This is a genomic window from Bifidobacterium sp. MSTE12, from assembly GCF_000513015.1.
GTDB lineage: Bacteria > Actinomycetota > Actinomycetes > Actinomycetales > Bifidobacteriaceae > Bifidobacterium > Bifidobacterium dentium.
This window is the reverse complement of sequence record NZ_AZYA01000021.1, coordinates 1-14,757: the sequence shown is the minus strand read 5'-3', so window position 1 is coordinate 14,757 and position 14,757 is coordinate 1. Positions and strand designations below refer to the sequence as shown.

At 64.9% G+C, this 14,757-nt stretch carries 16 protein-coding genes; 15 read left to right on the top strand and 1 reads right to left on the bottom strand.

All coding sequences use genetic code 11. The features are described from left to right. Window positions 1-140 precede the first annotated feature (140 nt). The 12 genes from HMPREF1494_RS05660 (at window position 141) to HMPREF1494_RS05605 (ending at window position 8,576) form a co-directional block, all read left to right on the top strand. Window positions 141-464 (top strand): hypothetical protein, encoded by a 324-nt coding sequence (locus tag HMPREF1494_RS05660; RefSeq protein ID WP_034520760.1) that lies wholly within the window; start codon window positions 141-143, stop codon window positions 462-464. Continuing rightward, the gene (locus tag HMPREF1494_RS05655) at window positions 400-1,911 is read left to right on the top strand and encodes a terminase (RefSeq protein WP_197017149.1); all 1,512 of its coding nucleotides are present in this window, start codon (window positions 400-402) and stop codon (window positions 1,909-1,911) included. The genes HMPREF1494_RS05660 and HMPREF1494_RS05655 overlap by 65 nt, the downstream gene beginning before the upstream one ends. Further along, window positions 1,908-3,353 (top strand): phage portal protein, encoded by a 1,446-nt coding sequence (locus HMPREF1494_RS05650; RefSeq protein ID WP_034466136.1) that lies wholly within the window; start codon window positions 1,908-1,910, stop codon window positions 3,351-3,353. The genes HMPREF1494_RS05655 and HMPREF1494_RS05650 overlap by 4 nt, the downstream gene beginning before the upstream one ends. 193 nt (window positions 3,354-3,546) lie before the next feature. After that, window positions 3,547-4,269: a VG15 protein gene (locus HMPREF1494_RS10985; RefSeq protein ID WP_051404730.1), complete on the top strand. Its 723-nt coding sequence runs from the start codon at window positions 3,547-3,549 to the stop codon at window positions 4,267-4,269. Window positions 4,270-4,348: 79 nt separating this feature from the next. Next, window positions 4,349-4,828 carry a hypothetical protein gene (locus tag HMPREF1494_RS11480; RefSeq protein WP_051404729.1) on the top strand — a complete coding sequence of 160 codons (480 nt, stop codon included), beginning with the start codon at window positions 4,349-4,351 and terminating at the stop codon, window positions 4,826-4,828. Between the two features lie 27 nt (window positions 4,829-4,855). Then, window positions 4,856-5,782: a phage major capsid protein gene (locus HMPREF1494_RS05635; RefSeq protein WP_034466133.1), complete on the top strand. Its 927-nt coding sequence runs from the start codon at window positions 4,856-4,858 to the stop codon at window positions 5,780-5,782. A gap of 73 nt (window positions 5,783-5,855) precedes the next feature. Beyond that, a complete protein-coding gene (locus HMPREF1494_RS05630; RefSeq protein ID WP_231495345.1) occupies window positions 5,856-6,167 on the top strand; it encodes a hypothetical protein in 312 nt (103 codons plus the stop codon). Further along, the gene (locus HMPREF1494_RS05625) at window positions 6,167-6,493 is read left to right on the top strand and encodes a hypothetical protein (protein ID WP_034466129.1); all 327 of its coding nucleotides are present in this window, start codon (window positions 6,167-6,169) and stop codon (window positions 6,491-6,493) included. The genes HMPREF1494_RS05630 and HMPREF1494_RS05625 overlap by 1 nt, the downstream gene beginning before the upstream one ends. A 354-nt stretch (window positions 6,494-6,847) precedes the next feature. Next, the gene (locus HMPREF1494_RS05615) at window positions 6,848-7,240 is read left to right on the top strand and encodes a hypothetical protein (RefSeq protein WP_034466126.1); all 393 of its coding nucleotides are present in this window, start codon (window positions 6,848-6,850) and stop codon (window positions 7,238-7,240) included. Between the two features lie 28 nt (window positions 7,241-7,268). Beyond that, window positions 7,269-7,931 (top strand): hypothetical protein, encoded by a 663-nt coding sequence (locus tag HMPREF1494_RS10975; protein WP_051404728.1) that lies wholly within the window; start codon window positions 7,269-7,271, stop codon window positions 7,929-7,931. A gap of 93 nt (window positions 7,932-8,024) precedes the next feature. After that, entirely contained in the window at window positions 8,025-8,201 is a 177-nt protein-coding gene (locus tag HMPREF1494_RS11475) for a hypothetical protein (protein ID WP_155807174.1), read from the top strand. A 33-nt stretch (window positions 8,202-8,234) separates the two neighbouring features. Further along, a complete protein-coding gene (locus HMPREF1494_RS05605) occupies window positions 8,235-8,576 on the top strand; it encodes a hypothetical protein (RefSeq protein WP_034466123.1) in 342 nt (113 codons plus the stop codon). A 29-nt stretch (window positions 8,577-8,605) separates the two neighbouring features. Here the strand turns inward: HMPREF1494_RS05605 and HMPREF1494_RS11470 are convergent, their stop codons facing one another. Further along, the gene (locus HMPREF1494_RS11470) at window positions 8,606-8,869 is read right to left on the bottom strand and encodes a hypothetical protein (protein ID WP_155807172.1); all 264 of its coding nucleotides are present in this window, start codon (window positions 8,867-8,869) and stop codon (window positions 8,606-8,608) included. Between the two features lie 151 nt (window positions 8,870-9,020). Between HMPREF1494_RS11470 and HMPREF1494_RS11880 the strand changes: the two genes are divergently transcribed. From HMPREF1494_RS11880 to HMPREF1494_RS05585, 3 genes are all read left to right on the top strand, one after another. Then, complete coding sequence (locus HMPREF1494_RS11880; RefSeq protein WP_051404727.1) at window positions 9,021-12,710, top strand: tape measure protein; 3,690 nt, start codon at window positions 9,021-9,023, stop codon at window positions 12,708-12,710. Beyond that, window positions 12,707-14,155 carry a hypothetical protein gene (locus tag HMPREF1494_RS05590; protein WP_036924996.1) on the top strand — a complete coding sequence of 483 codons (1,449 nt, stop codon included), beginning with the start codon at window positions 12,707-12,709 and terminating at the stop codon, window positions 14,153-14,155. The genes HMPREF1494_RS11880 and HMPREF1494_RS05590 overlap by 4 nt, the downstream gene beginning before the upstream one ends. After that, window positions 14,152-14,757 (top strand): hypothetical protein (locus HMPREF1494_RS05585; RefSeq protein ID WP_034520745.1); only part of this gene is annotated, 606 nt, incomplete at its 3' end. The genes HMPREF1494_RS05590 and HMPREF1494_RS05585, both read left to right, overlap by 4 nt.

Sequence of the window (14,757 nt, the reverse complement as noted above, 5' to 3'; positions counted from 1 at the left end):
CCCGTTATTTTCGGGGGTTTCGCGCAAAAACGGTGGCTGGGGGTTTTCGTTTAGGGGCGGCTCGCCTGGCGTGTTTATGGGGCATCTGGGATAGACGGTAGGCGTTTTCGGCGGTTTCGCCCGGGAGTAGGGGGTTGGAATTGGCTGAGAAGAAGGCGAAGGCATCGAGCGCTCGCGGGCGTAAGACTTCGGCGAAGAAGGCCGCGGCGAAGAAGGAGCCGGAGGTTCCGGCATTTGATGCTCGCGCGCAGCGCACAAAGCTGCTGGACGCGACGTTGCAGTCGATTGAGTATGCCGAGTTTGACAAGCGGGCGCCGTTGATTCGTGAGGCGCGGGCGTTGATTTCTGAGCTGGCCGGCCCGGCTGTTGTAGTCGAGTCGAAGGAGGAGGGAGACAACGTTGTCAACTTCCAGGACCAGCTCGCACGGCGACGGTCAAACGCCTCGGGTGCGGGTCGCCGCTAAGCGTAGAGCAAAGACTTTCGGGGACATCGCCGGCGAGTTCGCCGCGAACTTCGGGCTGACCCCTGACCCCTGGCAGAATCTCGTCCTCGAGGACTGGCTGGCCGCGTCCACAAAGGACGAGTGGAAGCACATGACCTGCGGCCTGTCCGTTCCGCGCCAGAACGGGAAGAACGCGCTCCTGGAGATCCGCGAGCTTTTCGGCATGGTGCTCCTCGGAGAGAAGATCCTTCACTCCGCGCACGAGGTCAAAACAGCGCAGGCGCACTACAGGCGCTTCAAGCATTTCTTCGGGAATAAGGCGAACGACGAGTCGGCAGACTTCCCCGAGCTGAACCGCCTCGTGACGAACGTCCGTAACGTCAACGGCCAGGAATCGATCACGCTCACGAACGGCGCAGAGCTGCGAGTCATCGCCCGCTCGAAGTCGTCAGGTCGTGGCTTTACAGCCGACGTGATCGTTTTCGACGAGGCGCAGGAGCTGACTGAGGACGCTATCGAGGCCATGCTCTCGACGGGCTCGGCTGGCGACCTCGGTAACTCGCAGATCCTCTACACGGGCACGCCGCCAGGTCCGAACGCATCGGGCGCCGTGTTCACTCGCCAGCGCGCACAGGGCCTCTCGGAGCATCCCGGACCGATGTGCTGGCACGAGTGGTCGGCGGACCCGGACGGGCCTGTCAACCTCGACGATAAGGGCGTGTGGATCGCGACGAACCCGGCGATCACGGCGGGACGCATGAAAATTGCGTTCGTCGAAAACGAGCGTCGCACGCTCAACGAAGAAGGCTTCAAGCGTGAGCGCCTGGGAATGTGGCCGGCGAACGCTGGAGCCTCGCGCGCGATCGACTCCGCGACGTGGGATGCCTCCGTCGCAGACGCGCCGGAGGACGGCATCCGCTCGTTCGGCGTGTCTTTCAGCGCCGACGGTAAGCGCATGGCGCTCGCGGGCGCGATGAAGGAAGGCACGGGAGCGTCCGCGCGCTTCCACGTGAACGCAATCGACACCTATACGGGGTCTACCGCTGCGGGCGTGTCGGCGCTCGCGGAATGGCTTGCCGAGCGCGTCGACAGGACGGCGCAGATCAATCTTCTCGGCGGTGCTGGCGCGGCTGCTTTGTCGGACGCGCTGGACATGCGAGGCGTGCCGAAACGCCTCGTCCACATCATGACAACTGGCGAGTATTTCGAGGCCTGCGGGCTGCTCTTTGAGGGGCTGCGAGCTGGCCAGGTGACGCACCCGGCGGGAGAGCCGGAGGACGCGCTCAACGCTTCGGTGGCTGTCGTGGACCGGCAGATTCGCCGACGAGACGGCGCGTATGGTTGGTCGGCCTCGACCCCAGACGGGGATGAGACACCGCTAGAGGCGGTATCGGCGGCGTTGCACGCGGCCAAGACCACGAGGCGTAGGCCTAAAGGGAAAACCGGAAGGAGGGCGATCGTCCTATGAGTCTGACGAGGATCCCGGCGCTGCCGGGGCTGACTGAAACTGAGAAGAGCCAGCTGCGCCTCATGCAGGATCGGATCACGGCGAAGCAGTCGAAGAACGCGCTGCTCGACGTGTACTACGAGGGGCATCGAGCCTTCCAGGATCTCGGCATCTCTATCCCGCCGCAGATGCAGCGCACGCGCGCCGCTCTCGGCTGGCCCCAGAAGGCCGTGCAAGCCCTCGCACGGAAGCACGTTTTCGAGGGCTACACCGTCGGTGGTCTGACCGACACCTACGACCTGGCCGGGCTTCTCGCGCGCAATGAATTCGAGACGGAGCTCGCGCAGGCGATCACGAGCGCGTACAAGCACTCGGTCTCGTTCCTGACTGTCGCAGCTGGTGACGTGACGCGCGGCGAGCCGCCCGTCATGATCCAGGCGCGCGACGCGAAGTGGACAACGGCCCTGTGGGATCAGCGCACGCGCACGCTGGAGGCAGCGCTCGCTCTAGAGGCCTCGACCGCTGAGGGCACGGAGCAGTACGAGAACACGATCACGGGCGCGACGATGTACACGCGCTCATTCATCATTCATTTCTCTCGCCAGCCCGGCTCTGCGGCCTGGCACCTTGAGCGGATGGAGAACCCGACGGGCCGCGTGCTCGTCGAGCCGCTGGTCTATGACCCGCAGCTCGGACGACCGTTCGGGCGCTCGCGGATTACGACCGAGGTCCGGTACCTGACGGACGCGGCGGTGCGCACGCTGATGCGCGCCGAGACGGGCGCTGAATTCTTCTCCAGCCCGCAGCGGTACGTCCTCGGCGCGTCCGAGGATGCGTTTACAGGTATGGAGCGGTGGTCGGCGATCACGGGCCGTCTGCTCGCTCTCACGGTCAATGAGGAAGGTGCAACGCCGTCGGTCGGCCAGTTCACGCAGCTGTCGATGGAACCTCATCTCGCGATGTATCGTCAGCTCGCGCAGAACTTCTGCGCCGCGACGAACTTGCCGATGAGCACGGTCGGTATCTTCGGCGATAACCCGGCGTCGGCGGAGGCCATGCAGGCCGCTGAGTACCAGCTGTCCGACGAGGCCGACTACCAGTGGCGTATCTTCACGCCAGCGCTGCGTCGCCTCCTCCAAGACGTCCTCATGATCCGCGACCGACTCACGGCCCCGCCCGAGGAATCGTGGGATATGGCGATCAACTACACGCCGACCCGCTACGTGAGCCCGCAGGCAAGCGCGGACGTGATCGCGAAGATCGCATCCGCGCTGCCGGACGTCGCGACGACGACAGTCGGCCTGCGGCGCGCCGGCTTCACGCAGGCGGAGATCGAGCAGGTCCGAGCGGAGAACGCGCCCGGCAAGGCCGCGTCGCTCCTCGAACGTCTCGCTGGCGCCGGCACCCTCGAATCGCCCGCCGCTCCCGAACAGCAGACGCAGGAAGCGGGGGGGGGGAGCTGAGGATCCCGTCGCGCTGAAAGCCAAGTTCGACGCGCTCGGCGTCGCGATCCGCGCAGGCATTGAGCCGCAAGATGCAGCGCTGAGGCTCGGCCTCGACGACCTGCGCTTTACCGGCGCTGTCCCCGTATCCCTGCGCATGCCCGAAGCAGACGCAGACAAGCTCGAAGCAAAGTAACGGGAAGAGGCGAACCGCGTGTCAAGAACCAGGAAAGAGATCACGCAGTTCGCCAAAGCCCAGAAGCAATGCGCACGCCTCGCGAGACGCGACCTTGAGCGCTTCTGGAAAACGCTCGACACGACCGACGTCGTCGCATGCCGCGAAGCACTGGAGGACTTCCTCCCTCAGCTCGTGCAGGCATACGGCAACGTCGGCGGGCAACTCGCCGTCGAGTGGTACGAACGCCTGCGACGAGCTGCCGGCGCTCGCGGCGATTACACGCCGAAGCCCGCGCCGTTGCCTCGTATCGAGGCGGTGCATGCAAGGATCCGCAGCGCCCTAAACCCACTGGCGAGCACCGGAGACGCTGAGGCCTCGCTGGAGGCGCTGTCTGAATCGACGGAGAGCTGGGTGAAAAACTCAGCTCGGCAGACGGTATCAGACGCCGCGGCGAAGGATCCCGCGAAGGTCAGCTTCGCCCGCGTCCCGACCGGAGCAGTCACCTGCTCGTTCTGCATGATGCTCGCGTCTCGCGGATGGATCTACGCATCGGAAAAGTCCGCCGGCGCGTTCGACCGATACCACGCGCACTGCGACTGCCAGGTCGTCCCCTCATGGGCCAGCAAGCCCGCAAACATCGCGGGCTATGACCCCGAGGCGATCAAGAAGCGGTACGACGCCGGAGAGTTCGAGGAGGACACGCGCAAGCGATCCGGCGGTCGCAAAACGCCGACAGAAAAAGCATCTGACGGCCGCTGAGTTTCCCCTACGCGAGGGGCAAATCGCGGAACCATGAGCGCCGACGGGCGCCACACAAGTACGGACACCAGGAGACACCATGCACACCACCGACACCAACACCGACACCACCGAAGCCACCGCAACGGAAGCGACCGATACCCAGGCCCCGGCCCCGACCGCTGGCCGTCACGCCTTCACGCCGATCACGACGCAGGAGGAACTGGACAAGGTCATCGGCGCGCGACTGGCTCGCGAGCGCGAAAAGTTCGCCGACTATGACGACCTCAAGGCCGCAGCGAGCAAGCTCGCCGAAGCCGAGGCGCGCCTCTCGCAGATCGACGCTCAGGCGGCGCTCGACAAGATCCGCAATGACGTCGCACAGGAAGTCGGAGTCCCCGCCGACCTGCTGCGCGGCTCGACTAAGGACGAACTGGCCGCACACGCCTCCGCGCTCGCGGCGGCGTTGAAGGCGCGGCCTTCGGTGCCTGTGATCCCGACGCAGGGGGCAACCCCGAGTGTCTCCGACGCTGATTCGGCTCGCCGCGCTTTCGCGCAGGAGCTTTTCGGCTCGAAATAATCTCTCATTTCTCGGAAGGAGCCAACTGTGGCTATTTTCAACACAACCAATACGTCCGTGCTGCTGCCCCGCGAGATTGCGGACGGCATGGTCAAGAAGTCTCAGTCCCTGTCGACTGTCGCTCTGCTCTCGCAGCAGAAGCCGATGCGCTTCGGCAAGCAGGACATCATCGTGTTCGACAACCTGCCGAAGGCGGAGTTCGTCGAGGAGGGCGCCGATAAGGCATCGACCACGGGCTCGTTCTCGTCCGTGTCTGTCGCGCCCCACAAGGCGCAGGTCACTATGCGTTTCTCTCAAGAGGTCATGTGGGCTGATGAGGACTACCAGCTCGGCGTCCTCGACGAGCTGGCACAGGCCGGCGCTGAGGCACTGTCTCGCGCTCTTGACCTCGGCCTCTACCACGCGATTAACCCTCTGACGGGCGTGAAGGTCGCGTCGTGGACGAACTTCGCTGCCGCGTCGACGAAGGTCGTCGAAATGAAGGGCAAGACCGCTGAGGCCGACGTCGCCTTCCGCGCTGCTGTCGGTCAGGTCGTGAACGGCACGAACCCGGCGATGGTCACGGGCGCTGCCTTCGACCCGAAGTTCTCCTGGGCGCTCTCGGAGCTGCGCCGTAAGGACGGCGCGGGCGACACCTCCGATCAGCGTTACCCGCAGCTGGGCTTCGGCACGAACGTCTCCGAGTTCCTCGGCGTCCCGGTCGCTCAGGGCAACACCGTTTCCGCGACCCCCGAGGCGACCGACACCAAGGTACGCGCGATCGTCGGCGACTTCACGAACGGTGTCCGCTGGGGTATCCAGCGCCAGCTGCCCGTCGAGCTGATCCAGTTCGGCGACCCTGACGGACAGGGAGATCTCAAGCGCAAGAACCAGGTGGCTCTGCGCCTTGAGACCGTCTACGCCTGGTACGTGTTCACCGACCGCTTCGCCCTCGTCAAGGAAGCAGCGGCCTGAGATGGAACCGTGGGCTACACCAGGAGACCTGGAGGCCCGCTGGCGACCGCTGACAGACGCTGAACGCGCGCGCGTGAGCATGCTCATCGAGGACGCGCAAAGTCTCGTGATGGACGAGTGCCCGAACTGGCAGACCGCCAGTTCGGGCACTCGCATCCGGGTCATCTGCGCGATCGTCAAGCGCGCGATGACAGCGCCGTTCGCTGACGAAGGTCTCACGGGAATCTCAGCAGCAACCGAGACGACCGGCCCGTTCTCGCAGCAGCTGACGTTCGCGAACCCCTCGGGCGACCTCTATCTCACCAAGGCTGAGCGCCGGGCTTTCGGCGCAGGCCGTGGCCGCGCACTCGAGATCGACCTCCTCGCATCACGGGAGGAGTCCTGATGATGCAGAAGTGGCGAACCCCGGTACAGGTAGAAGGCCGCACGCGACGCGACGCGGACGGCTACCTCGTGCAGGACGGTACAGAGCGTCTCATCCCCGGGTGCCTCATCGCACCCGGCGCGTTCACGGTCCCGGGACTCCTGGAGTTGCCGACGTCGGAACAGTCGGACGATCAGGCCACGCTGTACGCCCCGCCGGACGCGCAGTTCAAGGTCGGCGACACAATCGTCGTCCCGCGTGCCCATCCGCTCGGCGGGAAATGGCAGGTCGAGTCCAACCCCTCGCCCTGGCCGCGCGGCGTGGCCGTGACCATCAAACGGAGGTGACGACGTGAGCGGCTTCAAGCGCGACACGCAAGCGATCGACGCTTTCCTACGCAGCGGAGCCCTCGCGCCAGCACTCCTCAAGGAAGCAGAGCAGCTCAGATCCGCCGCAGCCGCAGCCGCACCTCGCGGCTCATCGGACAAAGGCGGGCACCTAGCAGACTCATACAAAGCAGAGACAACGAAAGCCCCGCTCTACCAAGGCGGGCCTGTACGAGACGTCGGCAGAGTCTACAACGACGCCCGACACGCGCTCGCGGTGGAATTCGGCCACCGAAGCAAAGCCGGGAACCCAGTACCGGGCGCGCACACACTCGGCAAGCTGATCGGCTCGAAGTCTAAGAGGAAGCGACGCTCATGACATACACCGACGCAGTCCAGGTCATCCGCGATGCAATCACCGCGGCGACCGGCATCCCAACCGCACGAGTCCTGCAACCCGGCTTCACCGACGGGCCGCTCCCACTCGCACACGTCTCGCTCATACAAACCCAGCCGGGGGACTACGACCGAGACGACACGATCTCCATCTCCATCTACGCAAAGACACCGGCCTCTCCCGCCGACGTCGGCGCATCCGCGCTCGCGGACCAGATCGAGGGTGCGCTCAGCGTCCGTCCGGTCGCTGGCTCTCGCGGCTGGGTAGATGCGGTGGAGGTCGACTCAACCCTGGGCGTGCAGCCTTATTTTGAGGCTGTCGAGGTCGTCCATATGACGGCCACGGTCACGCACAGGCCCATCTCAGAATGACATCAACTGACATGAAGGGAAGGCTCGCATGACCACCATCGAAGCCCTCAAGAAGAAGCACAATCGCACGACCAACGTCCGTAAGGGCCTGAACGCGCTCGCGTTCCTGGCACCTATGACGGCGACTGTCCCGGAGGCGATCACCGACGCGGGCGGCGCCCTCAAGGAGATCCCGACGGACTTCCTCCCGCTGGGTCTCATCACGACCGACGGCATTACCAACTCCGCCGACGCAAACACGGAGGACGTGGAAGCGCTCGGCTATGCCGAGGCTGTCCGCACCGACCTCACCAAGGCGCCTAAGACCGTGAAGTTCACGGTCCTTGAGCCGATCCGCAAGACCATTCAGCAGCTGGTCTACGGCATCGATCTCTCGGAGACCAAGGCGTCCAAGACCACGGGTGAGATCGTTTTCGACGAGGCCGCGACCCCGGCTCTCGCTGAGTACCGTCTCCTGATGGTCATGGCAGACGGACCCGCCGCCGACGAGTGGATCGTCGGTCGCTGCTACCCGCGTGTGAAGCTCTCGTCCCTGCCGGACGAGAAGTGGGCGGCCAGCGACGCGATCCAGTTCGATCTGGAGTTCGCTGCGTTCATGGATGAGACGGCAGGTACGTCCTGCCGTCACTACATCGGCGGCAGCGCCGCGATCCGTCATCGCGACGCGATCGGCTTCGAGCAGGCCAACTGAGCGTCTCGATCTCGGGCGGGCCGGAGTTGATCTCCCTCCGGCCCGCCCGTCACACCTCACCTAATGGAGATCGCCTCACGGATAGGACCGCACATGAAGTTCACGAAGGAAGTCAAGGCCGACGACGGCAACACGATCAAGCTGCAGCGCGAGACCGACTCTGCGGTCGAGCAGACGCAGCTCCTCTCGCAGGGCTGGGAGGTCATCGACGACTCGAAGGACAGCGGCGAGAAGCCGACGCTGCCCGCGCCTCCCACCTTCAACAAGTAATAAACCGCCAGACAAATAACTAGGAGATCACACATGTCTGACAAGGCTCAGCCCACGTTCACGTTCAATGCTCTTGCGAAGCTGGAGAAGGCTGCGGCCCCGGCGCCGTTCACTTTCGGGATCGGGAGCCAGGTCATTGCCTTCCCGGATCCGCTGAGCCTCACGCCCGAGGCCGCTGAAAAGTTCATGGCAGCGATGGAGTCCTCAAAAGCTCCGACGCAGATGATCCGCACCTGGCTCACCGCCGAGGATGCGGAGCTCCTGCTCAGCAAGCTCAATATGCGTCAGCTTGGCATCCTGATCCGTCAGGCTTCCGAGCATTATCAGGGCATGCTGGGCGACGCGGGGGAAGGCAACGCCTCTACGACCGACTGAGTCGGTACGAGAGGCAGATCATCTCTGATCTAGCGGAGCAGGGCTGGGATGCACCGGCCCTGTTCCGCGCTCGCCGCTGGCGATTCCTGCTCGCCCTCATTGACGGCCTCGGATCGACGAGCAGGACGACCGTCGCGATCCTCAACGACCCGGACACCTTCGAGGAGATCGCGCGAAGCGTCGCAGAAACGGAAGCGACAGCCGACGACACCGAGGCGCGGATGCGTGAGCAGACACCGGTCGTGCGCCTCCTGCAGGACATTTTCGATCTTGTGGCCGGCGCCTTCGGTCATAAGGAGCCTTATCCGCGTCCGGTCTCGGCGGTCGAGCTCGCACTCGAGGATGCACGCACCGATCACCTTCACGGCTTCCGAGATGAAGCCATGAAGGCCCTCCTCCCGAACTGGGAGGACGACACAGAATAACTGCAGAGAGGAACCCAGCATGGCAGGCGTCTACAAGGCGGGCACACTGTACGTCGACGTGGTTCCCTCCATGAAGGGGTTTTTCAAGGCCGTCGAGGCCGACACCAAGGCTCAGCTACCCAATATCGGGCAGAACGCCGGTAAGGATCTGGCGAACGGCCTGCGCTCAGGAGTCGGCTCCTCCGGCGCGCAGGTCGCCAAGAGTATCAGTCAGCCTATCGACGCTGCTGCCACTGAGGCGAAAAACAGCGTCGACAAGATGACGAAGAGCATGCAGGCCTCGACAGGAGGCATGCAGAAGGCTGCAGAGGGTGCGGGCCGCAGCTTTACCACGATGGGTGCCGAGGCGGGCCGGAGCCGCAGCCCTGTCGAGTCTGCGTCGCGTGACCTCGACGAGGCCGCGCAGGCAGCGGAGCGAGCGGCTAGGGGGACGCGCGAGGCTGGCTCGGGCTTCTCCTCTATGGCTGGCTTCGCGCAGAACGCGATCGCACCCCTGGCGGCAATGGCCGCAGCCGTCGGCATCGGCGGCTTCGTCTCCGAGGCTATCGCCGCGTCAGACGCGACACAGAAGTTCGCGGACACGCTGAATTTCGCGGGTATTGATCCGGATCGGATCGAGGAGCTGGGAGCCGCAGCGCAGAAATACGCCGATGAGACCGTCTACGATCTCTCGGATATTCAGGGCATTACGTCGCAGCTCGCGGCGAATAGCGTCAAGGACTTCGACAAGCTCGCCGAAGCAGCGGGCAACCTCAACGCCGTCGCAGGCGGCAATGCTGAGACGTACAAGCAAGTGGGCTTAGCCCTCGTGCAGGTCAACGGCGCTGGGAAGCTGGCAACGCAAGACTGGAATCAGATCGCGAACGCGATCCCCGGTGCGTCCGGCAAGATCCAGAAGGCCCTCCTCGACGCTGGCGCATATACAGGGAATTTCAGGGACGCTATGACCCAGGGCCAGATCAGCGCAGAGGAATTCAACGAAGCGTTGCTGAGCCTCGGTTTCGATGAGGTCGCGGCGAACGCCGCGCGCGACACGAGCCGTATAGAAAATGCCGCCGGCAACCTGCAGGCAACACTCATGGGCGGCTTTAAAGACCTGATCGATTACATGAAGCCGACGATTACGGACTTCATGGGCTGGCTCTCCGACATGTTCTCCGACGCCTTCGGGTGGATCAAGGAGCACAAAGACCTGCTGGTCGCCCTGGGTGAGGGTGTCGGGGTCGCGGTCGCCGCCTACTGGGGCTTCTCCGTGCTCACGACCGTGATCGAGTGGATTAAAAACACAACGCTCGTGCAGGAGGGGCTCAACGCCGCTATGGCCGCGAACCCCATCGGGCTTGCGGTCGTGGCTATCGGCGCACTCGTAGCAGGACTCATTTACCTGTATAACACCAACGAGGACGTGGCGAACGCCATTAACGCCCTGGGTGCGGGTATCGCGGAGTTCTGGACGACAAACGTAACGCCCGTGGTCGACGCTTTCGTCGACTACACGAAGAATACTCTCGTGCCGTCTATCGAGTCGGCGTGGGGCATCCTCACCACAGGCGACTACGACGGCAATCTCTTCGGCCTCGAAGAGGACTCGGCGCTCGTGGACTTTTTCTTCACGCTGAGGGACGCGCTCCTCGCGGTCGGCGAGATCTCCTACAGGGCGTGGACGGAGCAGATCAAGCCGTCCCTTGAGGCGGCGTGGGACTGGATCAGCGGAACGCTGTGGCCGGGCCTCCAGAACCTCTGGTCGACTGTGTTGCAGCCGCTGTTTGAGGGGATCGGCTCGGGCCTCGCGCTCGCCTGGACCGCCGTCATCCGACCTACCCTCATGGCCCTGTGGACCATCGTGTCCCGGGTCATCTGGCCTGTCCTGCAAACCCTCTGGGAGAACGTGGTCAAGCCGCTGTGGGAGGGCTTCGCGTCCTCGGCGCAGTCGGCCTGGGCGATCGTCTACCCGGCGCTGCAGGCGCTCGCGGGCTTCTTCCGTGACACGCTCATGCCCGCGCTGTGGAGCTTCTGGCAGGATGTGGTGGAGCCGGTCTGGACGAACGTCTCAACGTTCATCATGGCTGTGTGGAACAACGTCCTGTATCCGCTTTTCGATCTGCTGGTGACGGTTATTTCAGGCTCGGTCGGCCTAGCCTTCCAGGGTCTATGGACAACAGTGACGACGGCCTGGAATGGGATCAGCTCGGCGATCCAGACGGTCTGGGGAATTTTGTCCCCGATCTTCTCTGCGATTGGCAGCGCGATCTCCTCGACGCTCGGCCCCACATTCACGTGGCTGTACGACTCGGTCATCAAGCCGGTTTGGGATCAAATCTCGTCGGCGGTACAGGTCGCGTCCTCCGTCCTGATCGACGTCGTTTTCCCCGCGATCAAGAACGCTATCGGCGGCATGAAGGACTCTTTCGAGTCGTTCCGTCAGTCGGTCGAGTCTGTGTTCGAGAAGGTCAAGGGCGCCGCAGCAAAGCCCATCAATTTTGTCATCACGACGGTGTATCGTGACGGCATTAAGGCGGCTTTCGATACGATCGCCGCGAAGGTTGGCCTCTCTGTCCGGCTCCCCGACGTCAAGGCGATTCCGGCCTACGCGACCGGCGGCGTTTTCTCCACCATGACGCCCGGGTACTCCCCGGGCAAGGACATCTACCACTTCTTCTCGCCGGACGGTGGCGGCGCGCTTCGTCTGTCCGGCGGTGAGGGCATCATCCGTCCTGACGCGCTGCGAGCTCTCGGCGGGAAGCCTTGGCTTGACAGGGTCAACGCCTCGCGCGGCTCCGGCCTCGCGACCGTCGGAGAGACAGGGCGCCGCCGCGGCGAAGTCGCTTTCGCTGACGGCGGCATCTGGAACGCTGTGAAGGGCGGCTTCTCCGGTGCCCTTGACTGGGTCAAGGAGACCACGGAGGCGGTCGCGGAGATCGTCACAGATCCCGCTGCAGCAATCGCGAACCTGGTCATCAAGCCGGCGCGCGATCTGTTGTCCCCGAAGGACGGTAGCTTCTGGGAGTCCGTGGCGTACGGTATCCCGCCGATGCTGTTCGACGGCCTCAAGTCCTTGTTCACCTCGAAGGTGAACGAGTCCGGTCTCTCGGGCGGCGCGGGCCTCGTCGGCGCAGCCATGAAGGCCGTTCTCATGGGCGTCCCATATGTCTGGGGAGGATCGGGCATCCCGCCCGGCCTGGACTGCTCCGGCCTCGTCTACTGGGCCGCGCAACAGCTCGGCCTCGGCTGGCCTCGCCTGACCGCCGCCGGATACCAGTCCGGCTCGACACCCGTCCCCTGGGGATCGGCGACACCCGGCGACCTCCTCTACTGGGGATCCCCAGCCTGGCACGTCGCCGTCTACGCGGGCAACGGCCAGATGATCGAGGAGCCGCGCCCAGGCTTGAGTGCTCGCAAGACTGCGATCTGGGGCTCTCCCTCGGTCGGACGTTACGGCGGCGCACGCAAGTACGACCGTGGAGGCTGGCTCCCCGACGGAGTCACCGCCGCAGTCAACCAAACCGGCCAGCGCGAAGCGATCCTCACCGCCCGCCAGTGGGCCGACGTGTCCGCGCTCGCGGCTAGTGGCGCGGGTGCTGGGGTCTCGCTGGAGGGTGCCCAGGTCAATCTGGTCCTTGATGACGGCGTGCGGTTCCGCGCGCACGTCGAGGGGATTAGCGCGGGTGTCCTCGCTCGTAGGAAGCAGCTCGCAGGAAGGAGCCGATGATGACGCGGACAAACCTCTGCCCTAACCCATCTTTTGCCTACGGCACGAACGGGTGGTCGAGGTACGCGCCGTCGTCGCTCCGGATCGCGTCTGATACTGCTGCGTGGGGCGGGCACCAGCGGCAGTCACCTACCTATCTGGTGGTCGACGTGCCCGCGCAGCTGCAGGGTCAGGTCGCTACGCCTGGCGTGTCCCCGGTCCCGGTCTCGGCGGGGCAGGCGTTGGCTGTGTCGGCGCTTGTTCGCACGAGTCCTGGGATTGGCCTCGCTGTCCGCGTCGAGTGGACGGTCGCGGGCCGGAGTCAGGCAGCGCCCGCGCCGCTGCTGCTCGCGTCGAGCGCGGAGGGCGACCGTCCGACGTGGGTCCACGTGGCCCCGGCGGGCGCCACTCAGGCGCGCGTGCGCTTCGAGGTCTACACCTCGGGCGCGCGCGATAACAAGCCAGGGTGGCTACACCTGGACGACGTGATGATCGTTGCGGCGGCGACCGTCGAGGAGGCTGTCGCTGACGCTGCAGCCTTCTTCGACGGGGACACACCTCAGCAGAGGATCGGCTACACCCAGCGCGCGATCACTCACCAGTGGACGGGCTCGAAGGGTCTGTCTACATCGCGCGAGGTTGAGGCCGCGCTGGATATGACACGGGAGCCGGTCGCGGTCGTCGAGGACGGCCAGGCCCCGCGAGTCCAGGTCGTCATCCCGGCGGCGCTCGCACCTGCGGGCACGGCATGCTACGTCGAAGGCGTCGCCGCGACGGGCTTCAAGTGGATCCCCCGTGCGGGCGTGTGGACGGGAACAGGCGAGCAGCGGGTGATCGGCGATTCTCTCGCGCCGATCAACACAGAGTTCCGGTACAGGCTGACGACGTCGCGGGGCGTCGAGGTGGAGTCATCGCCGGTCGTGCGCCGCTGGCGCGGACTGTCCCTCATGACGGATACGGCAGGCAAAATGCCGGTCAACCTGCTCTGGCAGGGGACCGATCAGCGCGAGAAGAAGATGAGAGTCACCGAGCACGAGGTGCCCGGAAGGCCGACGCCGGTCATGGTGTATGCGCCGACGATGGGCGCGGGCACCGTCTCGCTGACGGCGCGCACGAACCGGCGGGATACTCCGGCGCTCGATCTCCTGCTGGGCACGCCGACCCCAGTCGCACTGTTCCACAACCCTGAGCACTGCGTGCAGTGCCAGGCAGGCGTGTGCGACGTCGCCCTCGTGACGCTCATGTCACCGACATCCGTCTCGATGGAGCGCGCCCCAAGGATCGACGTCGCGGAGCGCACATGGACGATCAAGGGCACGATCACGTCCCTGCCGCAGGCATCGACTCTCCTCGCTCTCTCGACGTGGGCTGACTTCGACGGTCGCGCGATCACGTGGCAGGCGCTCGACGCGCGCCGCCTCACGTGGGAGGGCTTTGATCGCACGATCTGGCAGGAGGAGAGATGAGCCTGACCGGCCCGGACGCGCGCATCCCAGACGACCTACTGCACTCCGCGTACACGCTGCAGGCGACGGTCGAGTCGTGGCTAGGCGACGAGTATCTCGGTGAGGTACCCGTCGAGGACGGCTCGGTCTCCTGGGACGCGACTCAGCAGGTGCAGGGCTCGCTCTCGCTCACAGTCCCGCGCGTCGGGTCGGCGAGTGAGGATGAGTCCTGGAGGGACTGGGATCCAACGGACCCGTCACACCCGCTCGCGTGCTTCGGTCAGACGCTCCACGTCTCATTGACGATCGCGTCGGTGATCCCCGGCGGCGGATGGTGGGACGTCCAACTCGGACGATTCATCATCACATCAGTCGATCCGGGGCCTTCGACAGTGCGGGTGACCGGCAAATCGTTGATGCACCGCCTCGAAGAGGACAGGCTAACGACGCCGCTTTCCCCCATGTGGAACGGAACGCTCGCATCCGAGATCCGTCGCCTGGTCGGCGGGCACATGGGCGTCGTGATCGACACCGGCCTCGTTGATCGCTGGTGCCCCTCGATGACATGGGGAGAGTCCAGGATCGACGCGGTCTACGAGATCGCGAAGGCATGGCCCGCGTCG

Excerpts from the sequence above, each read along its gene's own strand:
- HMPREF1494_RS05650 (WP_034466136.1), top strand. The coding sequence starts at position 1,908 with ATGAGTCTGACGAGGATCCCGGCGCTGCCGGGGCTGACTGAAACTGAG.
- HMPREF1494_RS11480 (WP_051404729.1), top strand. The coding sequence starts at position 4,349 with ATGCACACCACCGACACCAACACCGACACCACCGAAGCCACCGCAACG.
- HMPREF1494_RS05625 (WP_034466129.1), top strand. The coding sequence starts at position 6,167 with ATGATGCAGAAGTGGCGAACCCCGGTACAGGTAGAAGGCCGCACGCGA.
- HMPREF1494_RS05615 (WP_034466126.1), top strand. The coding sequence starts at position 6,848 with ATGACATACACCGACGCAGTCCAGGTCATCCGCGATGCAATCACCGCG.
- HMPREF1494_RS10975 (WP_051404728.1), top strand. The coding sequence starts at position 7,269 with ATGACCACCATCGAAGCCCTCAAGAAGAAGCACAATCGCACGACCAAC.
- HMPREF1494_RS11475 (WP_155807174.1), top strand. The coding sequence starts at position 8,025 with ATGAAGTTCACGAAGGAAGTCAAGGCCGACGACGGCAACACGATCAAG.
- HMPREF1494_RS05605 (WP_034466123.1), top strand. The coding sequence starts at position 8,235 with ATGTCTGACAAGGCTCAGCCCACGTTCACGTTCAATGCTCTTGCGAAG.
- HMPREF1494_RS11470 (WP_155807172.1), bottom strand. The coding sequence starts at position 8,869 with ATGACCGAAGGCGCCGGCCACAAGATCGAAAATGTCCTGCAGGAGGCG.
- HMPREF1494_RS11880 (WP_051404727.1), top strand. The coding sequence starts at position 9,021 with ATGGCAGGCGTCTACAAGGCGGGCACACTGTACGTCGACGTGGTTCCC.
- HMPREF1494_RS05590 (WP_036924996.1), top strand. The coding sequence starts at position 12,707 with ATGATGACGCGGACAAACCTCTGCCCTAACCCATCTTTTGCCTACGGC.